Source organism: Saccharothrix sp. ALI-22-I (genome assembly GCF_001984175.1).
Classification (GTDB): domain Bacteria; phylum Actinomycetota; class Actinomycetes; order Mycobacteriales; family Pseudonocardiaceae; genus Actinosynnema.
In genome coordinates, this window is sequence record NZ_MTQP01000066.1 from 289,689 (window position 1) to 303,524 (window position 13,836).

The 13,836-nt window shown below is 71.2% G+C and carries 14 protein-coding genes; 7 read left to right on the forward strand and 7 right to left on the reverse strand.

The genetic code is table 11. From position 1 onward, the window contains the following. Positions 1-54 precede the first annotated feature (54 nt). From ALI22I_RS29840 to ALI22I_RS29865, 6 genes are all read right to left on the reverse strand, one after another. A complete protein-coding gene (locus tag ALI22I_RS29840) occupies positions 55-774 on the reverse strand; it encodes a GntR family transcriptional regulator (protein WP_077008869.1) in 720 nt (239 codons plus the stop codon). A 101-nt stretch (positions 775-875) separates the two neighbouring features. Next, entirely contained in the window at positions 876-1,289 is a 414-nt protein-coding gene (locus ALI22I_RS29845) for a hypothetical protein (protein ID WP_077008870.1), read from the reverse strand. Positions 1,290-1,532: 243 nt separating this feature from the next. Further along, positions 1,533-2,015: a hypothetical protein gene (locus ALI22I_RS29850; RefSeq protein WP_143532506.1), complete on the reverse strand. Its 483-nt coding sequence runs from the start codon at positions 2,013-2,015 to the stop codon at positions 1,533-1,535. Positions 2,016-2,056: 41 nt separating this feature from the next. Further along, positions 2,057-2,758, reverse strand: a complete 702-nt coding sequence (locus tag ALI22I_RS29855) for a response regulator (protein ID WP_238598642.1) — start codon at positions 2,756-2,758, stop codon at positions 2,057-2,059. Then, the gene (locus ALI22I_RS29860) at positions 2,755-3,972 is read right to left on the reverse strand and encodes a sensor histidine kinase (RefSeq protein WP_077008872.1); all 1,218 of its coding nucleotides are present in this window, start codon (positions 3,970-3,972) and stop codon (positions 2,755-2,757) included. Before ALI22I_RS29860 ends, ALI22I_RS29855 begins: the two co-directional genes overlap by 4 nt. Beyond that, positions 3,972-4,526, reverse strand: coding sequence for a hypothetical protein (locus tag ALI22I_RS29865; RefSeq protein WP_143532507.1), 555 nt, complete (start codon positions 4,524-4,526; stop codon positions 3,972-3,974). The genes ALI22I_RS29860 and ALI22I_RS29865 overlap by 1 nt, the downstream gene beginning before the upstream one ends. Positions 4,527-4,792: 266 nt before the next feature. Between ALI22I_RS29865 and ALI22I_RS29870 the strand changes: the two genes are divergently transcribed. The 4 genes from ALI22I_RS29870 to ALI22I_RS29885 are packed head-to-tail and all read left to right on the forward strand — an operon-like array spanning position 4,793 to position 9,154. Further along, on the forward strand, positions 4,793-5,980 hold the full coding sequence (locus ALI22I_RS29870) for a 3-deoxy-7-phosphoheptulonate synthase (protein WP_274523005.1): 1,188 nt from the start codon (positions 4,793-4,795) through the stop codon (positions 5,978-5,980). A 25-nt stretch (positions 5,981-6,005) separates the two neighbouring features. Continuing rightward, positions 6,006-7,004: an FkbO/Hyg5 family chorismatase gene (locus tag ALI22I_RS29875; protein WP_077008874.1), complete on the forward strand. Its 999-nt coding sequence runs from the start codon at positions 6,006-6,008 to the stop codon at positions 7,002-7,004. Positions 7,005-7,039: 35 nt separating this feature from the next. Next, on the forward strand, positions 7,040-8,668 hold the full coding sequence (locus ALI22I_RS29880) for a hypothetical protein (RefSeq protein WP_077008875.1): 1,629 nt from the start codon (positions 7,040-7,042) through the stop codon (positions 8,666-8,668). A 3-nt stretch (positions 8,669-8,671) separates the two neighbouring features. Then, positions 8,672-9,154 carry a DoxX family membrane protein gene (locus ALI22I_RS29885; RefSeq protein ID WP_077008876.1) on the forward strand — a complete coding sequence of 161 codons (483 nt, stop codon included), beginning with the start codon at positions 8,672-8,674 and terminating at the stop codon, positions 9,152-9,154. Between the two features lie 159 nt (positions 9,155-9,313). On the opposite strand, the gene ALI22I_RS29890 is transcribed toward ALI22I_RS29885, so the two are convergent. Further along, the gene (locus ALI22I_RS29890; protein WP_077008877.1) at positions 9,314-9,643 is read right to left on the reverse strand and encodes a DUF1540 domain-containing protein; all 330 of its coding nucleotides are present in this window, start codon (positions 9,641-9,643) and stop codon (positions 9,314-9,316) included. A 334-nt stretch (positions 9,644-9,977) separates the two neighbouring features. On the opposite strand from ALI22I_RS29890, the gene ALI22I_RS51745 reads away from it, so the two are divergent. From ALI22I_RS51745 to ALI22I_RS29905, 3 genes are all read left to right on the forward strand, one after another. Next, positions 9,978-10,292, forward strand: coding sequence for a hypothetical protein (locus ALI22I_RS51745; protein WP_443216976.1), 315 nt, complete (start codon positions 9,978-9,980; stop codon positions 10,290-10,292). 167 nt (positions 10,293-10,459) lie between these two features. Continuing rightward, positions 10,460-12,664, forward strand: coding sequence for an RNA polymerase recycling motor ATPase HelR (helR, locus tag ALI22I_RS29900; RefSeq protein ID WP_179118415.1), 2,205 nt, complete (start codon positions 10,460-10,462; stop codon positions 12,662-12,664). Between the two features lie 134 nt (positions 12,665-12,798). Next, positions 12,799-13,743, forward strand: a complete 945-nt coding sequence (locus tag ALI22I_RS29905) for a DNA polymerase domain-containing protein (protein ID WP_077008879.1) — start codon at positions 12,799-12,801, stop codon at positions 13,741-13,743. The last annotated feature ends 93 nt before the right edge of the window (positions 13,744-13,836 follow it).

The following is a 13,836-nucleotide window of genomic DNA, read 5'->3' on the forward strand; positions in this document are numbered from 1 at the left end:
TCTGGCTGATTCAGGCAAAAATAGGAGCGGGCTGTTACGCCGCAATCACGCCGATCATATATTTCCGGGTTCCGCGAAAAGACCGGTGTCCAGCGGGAGCGCCTCCAGCGAGGATTGCAGCAGGCCGTGGTGCGTGCGGGCGGCGGTGACCAGGGCGTCGGCGTCCCGGTTCAGGAACGCGGTCAGCATCACGCCGTGGTCCAGGTGCAGGCGGGCGCGGTCGGTCGCGGGGACGTGGGCCATCGGCTGCAACGGCTCGGTGATGTTCCAGGCGGATTCGAACATGCCCAGCAGCCGACGCATGCCACAGGGCCGCACCAGCGCGAGGTGGAACCGCCTGCTCTCCCGGTGGTACGCCCGCCCGTCACCGTCCGTCACGGCTTCTTCGAGCGCACGGTGTGCGGCCAGGGCGTTCTCGTCGTCTTCGGGGGTCGCGGACGTCACCGCGGCGTTGAGTGCGGCGGTCTCCAGGACTCCGCGCACGAGGTACATCTCGCGCAGTTCGAGGGCGGTGAGCATGGCGACGCGGTAACCGGCGTTCGGCCGGTGTTCGACCAGGCCTTCGCCGATGAGCGTCTTCAACGCCTCCCGCACCGGGATGACGCTCACCCCGAACGCGGCCGCGACCTCGTCCAACGGGATGGGCGATCCCGGCGGCACCCCGCCGTCCAGCAGGCACCGTCGCAGCTCGGCCAGGATCGCGCCCTGCGAGCTGCCGGGGTGGTCGCTGACCAGCCTCGCGATCAGCGCGGATCGCCTTCTCGGTCCCGGCATGCCGCAGAGGCTACGGGCCCGCCGCAAGCGGCACCCGTCGACGACGGCCGACGCCATTCAGGCCGCCACTCGGGCTGGCAGCCGGGCTGGCAGCCGGGCCGTCAGTCGTCCGCGAGATCGACGTCGGCCAGGTCGTCCACACCGACCACGTCGGCGCCGTTGAACACGACCACGATCCCCAGCTCGGTGAAGCCGGGCACGCGGCACTCGGCGAACCGGACCAGCCAGTCGCGGCCCGGGTGGAAGGTGAACTCCGGATCGGCGACGGCCCCCGCCTCGTAGTCCGGGTGCTCCCTGAGGTGGTCGGCCACGGCCAGCTGCGCGGTGATGAGCAGCCGTTCCCGGTCTTCGAGGACGGAGCCGATGAACGGCAGGTCGAGGTCGTCGGTGGTGGCCGGGTCCTCCACCAACACGCTGACCGACGTCCCGGCGGCGGTCGTGTTCCAGCACGCCACACCGTCGGGCGTGTGGTCCACCGGCGGCAGCTCGCCGAACCCGGGAATCGTGATCGTCACACCCCGATCCTAGCCATCACCCCAGCTAACCCCACCAGTCCCATCTCACAACCCCCGCGTGTCCAACGTTCGGAACAGGCGTGTCCAACGTCCAGAACCCCCGAGTTGAACATTCGCGTCAGGGCGTCGGGTACCTGAGCGTTGAATTCGGGGGTCGCGAACGTTGGACACGCGCGTTCCCAACGTTGGACACGCGCGTTCTGGGGGTTGGACACGCGCGTTCTGAGGGGTTGGACACGCGGGTTAGGTGGGGGTGGGGGTTAGGGCGGCTATGCGGGTGCGGAGGGCGGTTTCGATGTCGCGGAGTTCGCGGGCCGGGGCGCCGAGGCCGGTCATGGAGAGGCGGCGGTGTTCCAGGCGGTCGGAGCGGTATTGGGGGAAGGCGAGTTTGAGGGCCGAGTCGAGCATGCCCAGGTGGTAGCGGAGGAGTTCGACGATCCGCTGTGGTGGCGGGGGACGGTCGGTCGGCCACACGAGGTCCGCCGCCCAACTGGACAGCCTGCCGTACTGGCCGGCGACGACCCGTCCGTGTCGGGCGATCTCCCACGACGTGTCGCCCGGTTGCGCGCAGCCGACGATGATCGCCTCTGCCCGGTCCTGCAACGCCACGGCCTGGACCACGACCTCCAGCAACGCCTCCAGTCGCACGAGTTCCGCCGTGGCCGGGTCGAGCATCACGCTCGTCGGTGCGGCACGGCGGTGTCCACTGCGCGGACGAAGGCGCATGGTTCACCGTAGCGCGTTGACCCGCCGTTCAGGAGAGGGACTTATGAAGCGCGGCCGGCCGGCGGTGGTGGGGAACTGCCCGGTGCGACGAGGCCGCTGTGGTAGGCGGCGGCGATGGCCTGGGCGCGGTCGCGCAGGCCGAGTTTCATCAGGATTCGGCCCAGGTGGGTCTTCACCGTCGCCTCGCCGACGATGAGGTGCGCGGCGACCTCCGGGTTCGACAACCCGTGCGCCACGAGCACCAGCACCTCGCGTTCCCGTGCCGTCAGCTCGCGCATCTCGGCCGACGTCGGCATCTGGTTGCGCGGTCGTGCGGCGAACTCGCGGATCAGTCCTTTCGCGACGGTCGGATCCAGCCACGCCTCACCGGACGCCACCGTGCGCACGGCGTCGACCAGTTCGCGTGGCACGGCGTCCTTCAGCAGGAACCCGGACGCACCGGCCCGCAGCGCCGCGTACACGGCCTCGTCCACGTGGTACGTCGTCAGGATGATGATCTTGGTGGCGTGGTCCTCGCCGGTCGGGTCGGCGTCGATGATCCGCCGGGTCGCCTCCACCCCGTCCACGCCGGGCATCCGCACGTCCATCAGCACCACGTCCGGGTGCAGCTCACCGGCCTTGGCCACCGCGCCCGCGCCCTCGCCCGCCTCGGCCACCACCTCGATGTCCGGCTCGGCACCCAGCAGCATGGCCAGACCGGCCCGCACCAACGGCTGGTCGTCCACCAGCATCACCCGGATCACCGCCGCTCCCCCGCGACCTCACTCGCCACCGGACCGGCCACCGGCAGCACGGCCGTGATCCGGAAACCGCCGGCCGGCAACGGGTCCGCCTCCAACCGCCCGCCCACGATCGCCAGCCGTTCGCGCAGCCCCACCAGACCGTGGTTGGTGGACAGGGTGCGTTCCGGCCGCCGCCCACGCCCGTCGTCGGTGACCTGGACGATCAGCTCGTCGTCCGCCCAGACCAGCCGGACGTCCACCTCCGCACCGGGCCCGACGTGCTTGGTCACGTTCGTCAGCCCTTCCTGCACCACCCGGTACGCGGCCAGGTCGACGCTGGCCGCCAACCGGCGCGGCTCACCCTCGACCCGCGTGTGCACCCGCACCCCCGCCGCCGCGATCGTGCCGACCAGGTTGTCCACGTCGGCCAGACCGGGCTGCGGACGACCGGTGACGCCGTCCGCCGCGGAGTCGTCGTGGCTGAACCGCAACGCGGTCAGCATCCGGCGCAGCTCCCCCATCGCCTGCTCGCCCGCCTCCTCGATGTGACCGAGGGCGTGCCCGACCCGCACCGGGTCGCTGTCGAGCACCCGCCGCGCGCCCGCCGCCTGCAACACCATCACGGTCACCGAGTGCGCGACGATGTCGTGCAACTCGCGCGCGATCCGGGTGCGTTCACCGACCACCGCCTCCTGGGCCGCCACCCGACGGCGGAACTCCAGGTCCTCGGCGTGCCGGCGGCTCAACCGCACCCACCGGCCGGCGGCCCACACGCAGCCGTACACCAGCAGGTAGAACGCCAGGGTGGCGTAGGCGGCCGTCATCCGCGCCTCGGGTGGTCTGGACGCCGCCTCCCTCAGCCCGGCCAGCACCGCGAGCACCCCGCAGGCGAGCAGCGCGCCGACCGACACCTTGGCCCGGCTGTGCACCGCGATGGTGAGCAGGGCGACGCACGGGATCGCGGTCGGCTGGAAGTCCACCTCGCTCGTCGGCGTGACCAGCAGGGCCCACGTCCACACGCCCCCGAACACCGCGACCGGGTGCGCGCGCCGCACCAGGAGGGCCGCGAACCCGGCCAGGGCCAAGGCCGCGAACAACCACAGCCCGGCGTCCGCGGTCTGGAAGCCGTCCACCGCCGAGAACAGGAACACGTCCACGACGGTGGCCGACGCCGCCAGCGCGACGTCGACCGCCGTGGCGCGGGACAACCACCGGGGCCGTCCCATCCGGACCATCAGTCGGACTCCTTCTTGCACCGCGGGATCACGTCACACGGGTCGACGGGCACCAGACCGTCGTCGGGCGCCTCGAACACCGGCCGGCGCTGGGCCGCCTCCACCTCGGGCACCTGACGCAGCAGTTCCGGGGTGACCGCGTCACGCGACCCGGCCGGGATGACGCCCAGGGCCTCCAACGCGGCCCACAGGTCGCCGTCGTGCTGTTTGAGCGCCTTCGCCAACCGGCTGCCGGTGAACTCGCCGACCGTGGGCTCGTGCCGCGAGTCGTTCGCCATCCGGATCAGCGCGAACCGGCCGCCGTGGGAATCCCTGACCGAGAACACCACCCGCTCGGCGACGAGCCGCTCGATGCGACCGGCCTCCCCGAGCGGCAGCGGCAGCACGAGGAGGTCGATCCCCTCGGTCGCCTCGGCGATCCCGTCCGGCGCGGACGGCACGAGCACGCTGCCGGGCTCCACCAGCACCCCGGTGGCCAGGTGGCCTTCCCAGGGCTTGTCCTCGAAACCGTGTACCTGGACGGACACCACTAGACGCACGTTGGAACTGGACACTTTTCCTCCCCGTTGTCACGCGGTCCACGCGTTCGACGCGCCGCATTCCCCACGCGCCGAAAACAATGGGACCACGCCCTCTCGCACATATCGTCAGCCCAGCGTCTGACCTTGACGATCCCCCTCAGGGCTTACCTCGATCGGGCGACGCAGCACGGGAAAGCCGACCCGGCGAATCCACCCGGGGACAGACGAAAGACACCTCCCGATTCGGAACCATTGCCGTCATAAACCAGCAGGCGCAAACCGGATCGACGGAGGCCCAAGTGACCACGGAACCCGTTCCGCGCAGCCACGCACGGGCGTTGTCCGAATGGGGGACGGCGCACTGGAAATCACTGCCCGCGGCCCAGCAGCCGCCGTGGCCCGACCACCGGGCACGGGCGTTCCGGGCCCGCCTGGCGCGGCTGGACGGCCTGGTGGCCCCGGCCGAGGTGGCGGCGTTGCGGTCCGCGCTGGCCGAGGTCGCGGCCGGGCGGCGGCTGGTCGTGCAGGCCGGTGACTGCGCCGAGCCGTTCGCCGAGTGCGGGCCGCGCCACCTGTCCCGCAAGGCGGCGCTGCTCGACCGGCTGGCCGCGGCGCTGGGCGCGGAAGACCGGCCGGCGGTGCGGGTCGGTCGGCTGGCCGGGCAGTTCGCCAAGCCGCGGTCCCGGCCGACCGAGGTGGTCGACGGGCTGGAACTGCCGGTGTACCGGGGCGACCTGGTCAACGCGCCGCAGCCGGACGCCGGGGCACGCCGGGCCGACCCGGCGCGGCTGATCGCGGGCTACCACGCGGCGCGGTCCGCGACCGGGTTCCTGCGCCGCCACCACCCCGGTGTGTGGACGAGCCACGAGGCGCTGGTGCTGGACTACGAGCTGCCGATGGTGCGCCGCGACGACGGGGGCGTCCCGCTGCTCACCACGACGCACTGGCCGTGGATCGGTGACCGCACCCGCGATGTCGACGGCGCGCACGTCCGGCTGCTGGCGTCGGTGGCGAACCCGGTGGCGTGCAAGGTCGGCCCCGGCATCACCCCCGACGAGCTGCGGGTGTTGTGCGACCGGCTGGACCCGGAACGCGAACCGGGGCGGCTGACGCTGATCGCCCGGCTCGGCGCGGACCGGGTGTCCGAGCTGCTGCCGCCGCTGGTGGACGCGGTCCGCGCGGCGGGTCACCCGGTGATCTGGCTGTGCGACCCGTTGCACGGCAACACGGTCACCGCCGCCGACGGCCGCAAGACCCGGCTGGTCGACACCGTCGTCCGCGAGGTGGCGGACTTCCTGGCGACCGTGCACGTGGCCGGTGGCGTGGCGGGCGGTCTGCACCTGGAGACCACGCCGGACGAGGTCGACGAATGCGGTTGGGACGACTTCCCGACCGGCTCGGCGCTCTACACGAGCCTCTGCGACCCGCGGCTCAACCCCGGACAGGCGCTCGCCGTGATCGCGGCGTGGCGTGCGGTCCGACTCTGATCCGACTCCGAGGGGGAGAACAACCATGCACAGCAAGACGACCGTGACACCGCCGTGTTCGTTCCGGACGGCGGAGGACTTCGCGGACCTGGCCGGGCAGGGCGTGCTGGGCGCCGTGCGCTACACGACCAGGGCCGGTCCGCCGCGGTGGGAGCACGGCCGCCCGGTCCTCCCGCTGCACATGGTGCGGCCGGGTGAGCCCGAGGTGGTGGAGGTGTGGTCCACAGAGGACCGGCCGGTGGAAACCGGTGAGCACAAAGGGCTGCTCTACGCGCACGACGGCGAAGTGCTGTTCGCCGGAGGGCACATCGGCCCGTCGGCGGACTGCGGTGAGGCGACGCGCGCCGCGTACCTGGCGGCGTTCGAGCTGGTCGAGCACCTGGGGTACCGCAACGTGTTCCGGATGTGGAACATGATCGACGGCATCACCGACCGCAGCGCGCACGGCACCGAGGTGTACGCGGACTTCTGCGTCGGCCGAGGGCGTGCGTTCGACGAGCGCGGCCACGACATGCCGGCGTCCACCGGCATCGGCGCGCTCGGCGGCGGCGTCGGGTTCTACTTCCTGGCGCACCGGTCGCACGCGGCCGTGCACCTGGAGAACCCGTTGCAGGTGCCCGCGCACGAGTACCCGGAGCAGTACGGACCGAGGTCGCCGAGCTTCGCGCGGGCGACGTACCTGATGCCGGAGCACGGCCGGGGCTCGCTCTACGTGTCGGGCACCGCGAGCATCCTCGACCACGCCACCGTCGGCCCCGGCGACGTGGTCCGCCAGTGCCAGGTGACGCTGGCCAACATCGCCGCCCTGATCGGGGCGGACAACCTCGCCCGGCACGGCATCGACGGCGGCTACGCGTTGGCGGACCTGCGCGCGATCAAGGTCTACGTCAAGCACCCCGAGGACGTGCCGACCGTGACGCGGCTGTGCCGCGACGAGTTCTCCCGGCGCGCGGACGTCGCCGTGTTCACCGTCGACGTCTGCCGCCCGGACCTGCTGGTCGAAATCGAAGGGATCACACCGTGAGCGAGCCCGTGAACCGAACCGCCGGAGGAGCACCCGTGCCGAACACGTCGGTCCTGCCCGAGCCGCGCCACGTCCGCATCCTGATGGTCGCCGACGGCGAGGCGAGCTTCGACCGGGCCGATTTCGGCCTGGCCACGCTCGTGGACGTGCTGGAGACACCGCCCGGCCCGTGGGTCCGGTTCGAGGTGACCAAGGCGCACCGCGAGCGCAACCTGCCCGCGTTGACCGCCGACATCCCGCTGTTCCGCTTCGACCGGCACGACCTGGCGCAGTACGACCAGATCTGGCTGTTCGGGGTGGCCCGCAGCGCCCGGCCGCCGTTGGAGCAGACCGAGCTCAGGGCTCTCGCGGAGTTCATGGACGGCGGTGGCGGCGTGTTCGCCACCGGTGACCACGAGGACTTCGGCGTGTCGATGTGCGGGGCCGTGCCGCGGGTGCGGAGCATGCGCAAGTGGCACTGGCCGAACCCCGGCCCGAACGGCGAGCCGGTCGCGCCGTCCATCGACGGGCCGGACCGCCACGACACGCTGTCCGAGGGCCACGACCCGCTGTTCCAGCTCAACGACCAGTCCGACGACATCCCGCAGGTCGTCACGCCCCGCATGTACGCGACGTCGGACTCGCCGAAGTGGGCGCACCAGGCGTACCCGCACCCGCTGCTGTGCGGACCGCGCGGCACGATCCGCGTGCTGCCCGACCACCCGCACGAGGGCGAGTGCCACGTCCCGGAGGACCTGACCCGGTCGTTCACGTTCGACGGGTACGAGACGACCGAGTACCCGGCGGGTTTCGCGCCGGAGGTCGTCGCGTGGTCCGCGATCAACGCCCGGCCGGCGGACCGGGACCTGCGCAAGGGCCGGCTGAACGCGCGCACGTTCGGCGCGATCGGCGCGTACGACGGGCACCAGGTGGGCGTGGGCCGGGTGAGTGTCGACGCCACGTGGCACCACTTCTTCAACGTCAACCTGGTCGGTGACCCCACCGTGCCGCAGGACCCGATCAAGAGCGTCGGGTTCGCCGCGTCCGAGGCGGGCCGGGCCGCGTACGAGGAGATCAAGGCCTACTACCGCAACATCGCGGTGTGGCTGGCCCGGCCGACCGCGCAGGAGGCCATGTGGTGGCGGGCGGTGTGGGCGACGCGCTGGCACCACCGAATTTCGATGGACCTGCGGCCCGACCGGATGGGTGGCCCGGACACCTTGGACCTGGCGGAACTGCTGCGCATCGGCGCGGAGGCCCGTGAGGTGCTGGCGGCCACCGTGACCAGGGCGGACACGCTGCAGTGGGCCGGCCGGTACGGCGTGGGCGCGGTCGACCCCGGCCTGTGGGAGGCGGTGCGGGCGCACCTGGACCCGTGGCAGCCGCGGTCCGGTGCCGAGCAGGCGGGACACCTGCCGAACCTGGTGATGTCCCTGCTGCCGGAACTGGTGCTGGACGCGGTGCTCGGCGCGGCTGTGTACGCGGTGGCCACGGCGTTCCCGGAGCCCACCGAACAGGCCCGGGACCGGGCCGGGGACCTCGACTGGACCACGACGGTGCGCCCGCACCTGGACCGGGCGCTCGACGTGGTCGCCGAGCAGGTGCTGCGGACCGACGAGCAGTTGCGGACCTTGGGCGACACGCTCACGGCCGCCCGTCGGTCCGGTGACCGACGAGGGGGATGAAGGATGAGCCAGGAGCTGATCAGACCACCGGAGACCGGCCGCGCGGTGCCGCCTCGCGGCCGGTTGGACGGGGTGTTACTCGCGGTGGACGGCGTGCTCGACCGAGGGGCCGTGCTGCTGCGGATCGCGCTGGGTGTGGTGTTCGTGTGGTTCGGCGTGTTGAAGGTCGCCGGCACGTCACCGGTGCACGAACTCATCGCCGACACGGTGCCGTTCCTGCCGGCGTCCTGGTTCGTGCCGGTGGTCGGCGTGTTCGAGGTGCTGGCGGGCATGGCGCTGGTCGTGGGGGTCCGGGTGAGGCTGGTGGCGGCGGTGACGGCGCTGCACCTGCTCGGCACGTTCCTGGTGCTGCTGGTGCAGCCGGGAGTGGCGTTCCGGGACGGCAACCCGCTGCTGCTCAGCGTCACCGGTGAGTTCGTGGTGAAGAACCTGGTGCTGTTCGCCGCCGCGCTCGTGGTGGCGGGGCACCACCGCATACGGCGCTGAGACGCCGTCGGATGTGCCGCCGGTCGGTCAGGGTGGGGGGTGCTGACCGACCGGCGGCCGCCGTTATCCGGCTCGACAGCGGTGGAGGAGGTTGTAGTGGTAGTCCACCCGGCCGGCTTATTCAGTACCGGACAGCGCATTCCCAACCGGACAGTGCGTTCAGGACATGATCCCGGGGGTCGGCGTCGAGGCGGCCCTGGTGTAGGTCAGGCAGTTGGCGGCGTGGTCGCCCTGACCGGGGCCGACGCGCACGGCGGACGCGGTGCACTCCAGGTCGGTGTTGTGGACGCAATCCGTGCGCGTGCACGCGCCGACCTGCGCCACGACCTTCTCCAAGCCGCCCTTGCGGGCCAGCGGAATGAACGTTCCGCAGTCGGCGGCACCGTTGGCACCGCTCACGGTGATCGCGAAAGCGTGACAACCGTCGTGGTTGTACGAACAACCCGTCACCGTGCACTCGCTGACGGCCGGCATTTCCGTGGTGGTCATGAACGCTCCCTCTGGACCGCGGTGTTCGGGAGTCCCGACGTTGCCACCGACCACCGGAGGCCGCAACACGAACCCGGCAAGGCGAGGCTAACCTAAAGTCCGTAAAGGTATCCGGATCGGCGACGAGCTCTTCAGTGGTGTCGTCGCCGCCGTACACGACCCACCGGCGCCTCGCGAGGAGGTTGTCCGTCCACAACGGACGACGAAGGAAAAAGGGAGTACTCACTCCTTCCCACTCTTAATTTATAGCGCACCGGGGGGCTTGCGGCAAGACCCCGGTCGTGCCGCAGAATCACCGACCGAAGCCGGAACCTGCGAAAATCGGAGCCGCGAAGTGCGTTTTTTGTTGTCGGGCTATGACTCGCGCGGAGGCGTCGAGCCGCTGGCGGGACTCGCGGTGCGGTTGCGGGCACTCGGCGCGGACGTGCGGGTGTGCGCGCCGCCGGACTTCGCAGAGCGACTGGCCGGTGTCGACGGTCCCACTCCGACCTTCGAGTCCCCGTCTGCCGCACTCGGCACGGCCCTGACCCCCGAGACCCGCGCCCGAGCGACCGCCGTGGCCGGCACGATCCGCACCGACGGGACGACGGTGGCCGCGAAGCTGCTGCTCGACACGGTCAGCCGGGAAAAGCCGCCGGTATCCGTGTGAACCACGAATCGGCCCCGCGAAGAACCAGGCCGTGCACCGGCCATCGCTTCTTCATGTTCTGCGGGCGGCGCTTGACAAGAGATGGACAATAGAAAATCGGCGTGTCTTCCACATCCCAATGGAAAACCCGCCGAAAGTAATATCAGGTTAGCCGCTGTGAGGGGCATGTGTCAACTCAGGGGTACGAAGACGAACTGCGGTCCGAGCGGAGCTACGTCGCCGGGCTCTACAGGCAGCTCGACGCCGAGCGTGCACGGGTGAAGGGTGCGTACAACGCGGCGGTGCGGGGGAACGGCGGCACACCCATGGAACGGGACGTCGAGGTGCGCGCGCTGGCCCGAGAGGCGAAGCGGCTGGACGTGGCGGACAACGGGCTGTGCTTCGGCCGGCTGGACACCCTTTCGGGCGAACATTCCTACATCGGCCGGATCGGACTCTTCGACCAGGAGGACGGGTACGAACCGGTGCTGCTCGACTGGCGGGCACCCGCGTCACGCGCGTTCTACATCGCCACCGCCGCGAACCCGGAGAACATGCGTCGACGCCGCCAGTTCCACACCCGCGGGCGTCGAGTGGCCGACTTCACCGACGAGGTGCTCGGCCGCCCCGACGGCGCCGAAGGAGGCGACGCGGCCCTGCTCGCGGCCGTCAACGCGCCGCGCGGTGACGGGATGCGCGACATCGTGGCGACGATCCAGGCCGAGCAGGACCGGATCATCCGGCTCGACCACCCGGGCGTGCTGGTGATCGAGGGCGGCCCGGGCACCGGGAAGACCGTGGTGGCGCTGCACCGCGTCGCCTACCTGCTCTACACCCAGCGGGAACGGATGGAACGCCACGGTGTGCTCGTGGTCGGACCCAACCCCGCGTTCCTCAACCACATCGGCCGCGTTCTGCCGTCGCTGGGCGAGTCCGACGTGGTGTTCATGACCACCGGCGACCTCGTGCCCGGTCTGCGCGTCACCGCCGAGGACACCCCGCAAGCCGCGCGGCTCAAAGGCTCGCTGAAGATCCTGGACGTGCTCAAAGCGGCGATCGCCCACCGGCAGCGGCTGCCGGAGGACCCGCTGCCGATCGAACTGGGCGGCGTCACGGTGCGCATCGACGCCGAGACCGCGGAGTGGGCCAGGGAGGAAGCACGCGCGAGCGGACTGCCGCACAACGAGGCCCGCACCGCGTTCACCGAGATCATCACCTACGTGCTCACCGAACGGGCGATAGCCCGGATCGGCCGGGGCTGGCTGACCCGGGAAGACCGCGAAGCGTGGGAACGCGTGCGGGCAGACCTGCTCAACGAACTCGCGAACGACGACAAGTTCACCGCCGCGCTCGACGAACTCTGGCCGATGCTGACGCCGAAGACACTGCTGGCCCAGCTGTACACGTCCCCCGAACGACTGCGAGCGGCAGGCGCCGACCAGGTGCTGTCGCGCGCCGACGGCGACGCCTGGACGGTGTCGGACGTGCCGCTGCTCGACGAACTGGTCGACCTGCTTGGCCGCGACAAGTCGGCCGACCAGGCCGCCGAACGAGCACGCAAGGACGAGGCCGCGTACGCCACCCGCGTGCTGGACATGCTCCAGGTGGACCGCCAGGACATGATGGACGACGAGGACCACCTGCTCGCCCAGGACCTCCTCTACGCCGAGGACCTGGCGGAGCGCGTCCTCGAACGCGACACCCGCGAACTCGTCGAACGCGCCGCCGCGGACCGCGACTGGACCTACCGCCACGTCGTGGTCGACGAGGCCCAAGAACTGTCCGAAATGGACTGGCGGGTGCTGATGCGGCGCTGCCCCGGCCGATCCTTCACGGTGGTCGGCGACCTCGCCCAACGCCGGTCGGCGGCCGGGGCGACATCGTGGGACACCATGCTGGAGCCGTACGTGCCCGGCCGCTGGGCCTACCGGTCACTGACGGTGAACTACCGCACCCCGGCCGAGATCATGACCGTCGCCGCCGCGCTGCTCGCCGAGTTCGCCCCCGAGGTCCAGCCACCGGAGTCGGTCCGCGCGTGCGGCGTCCAACCGTGGTCCAGGCAGGTCACCGAGGACGAACTGCCCGCAGCCATCGAGGAATTCGTGCGGGACGAAGCCGGACGCGTCGGCACCAGCGTCGTGATCGGACCACCCGGCGTGCCGGGCACGGTGGCGGCGTCGGAGACGAAGGGCCTGGAGTTCGACGCCGTCCTGGTCGTGGAACCGGAACGCATCCTCGCCGACGGCCCACGCGGCGCGGCCGAGCTCTACGTCGCCCTCACCCGCGCCACCCAACGCCTCGGCGTCCTGCACCGAGGCCCCTTGCCACAGGCCCTGACCGGGCTCACCGAAACCGTGACACCCGCCCAGACCGGGAGCCAACAGCCGGCGTAGCGATTCGCGCGCGGCCGGCCCTGAGCCGGGGCCGGCCGCACCGGCCCGAGTCTTCCCGCGACACGGCCCGTTCCACTGCCGGAGCGGGCCGTGTCCGGCTTGCCGACGGCGCGGGGACCCGGAAGGGTGGTGCGATGGGTGAAGAACGCGACGGCGTGGCGTTGACCAACCTCGACCAGCCGCTGTTCGACGGGGCGAACGCGACCAAGGGCGACCTGGTCGACTACCTCGACGCGGTGCGGGACCGGATCATCCCCGGACTGGCCGGGCGACCGCTGTCGGTCATCCGGGTGCGGCCCGGACAGGAGCCGTTCACCCAGAAGAACCTGCCCAAGTACACGCCGCCGTGGGTGCCGACCGTGACGCTGTGGGCCGAGACGTCCAAGCGCGAGATCCGGTACGCGGTGTGCGAGGACCGGCGCACGTTGCTCTGGTTCGCCAACCAGCGGGCGGTGGAGTACCACGTCACGTTGGCGCTCGCGGGGGCGTTCGACCGGCCCACCTACCTGGTGCTCGACCTCGACCCACCGGAGGGCGCCGGGTTCGACGTGGTCGTGGCGGCGGCGAAACTCGTGCGGCGGGCGTTGGCCGACGACGGGCTGTCCGGGGTGGTGAAGACCAGCGGGTCCAAGGGTGTGCACGTGTTCGTGCCCGTGGAGGGCGTCGATCACGATGTCGCCGCCGCGACGCGGGCGTTGGCGGCGCGTGCCGAGCGGTTGGACCCGGCGTTGGCGACGACCGCGTTCATCAAGGACGACCGGGGCGGGCGGGTGTTCCTCGATTCGACGCGCGCGTACGGGTCGACCGTGGCCGCTGCGTACAGCCCTCGGATTCGGCCGGGTGCGACGGTGTCGTTCCCGGTGGCGTGGGACGACCTGGATTCCGTGACGCCGGCCGATTTCACCGTGCGGACCGCCGCCGCGTTGCTGGGTGACGAGGACCCGTGGAACTCGCGGATGCCCGCGCCGCAGAAGCTGCCCGACGATCTGGTGGCCGAGGGGCACACCATCCCGGTCGCGCGCGTGCAGGCGATGCACGAGGGCAAGCGCCGGGCACGTGCTCAGCGCTCCCAGCAGTAGGTTCCTGGGCTGTCCTCAGCGTTTTCTTGATCCGCTCTGTGCGCGCCGGACCGGTTGACAGCTAATTTTAGTCAACACTGAAGTTATCGAGCA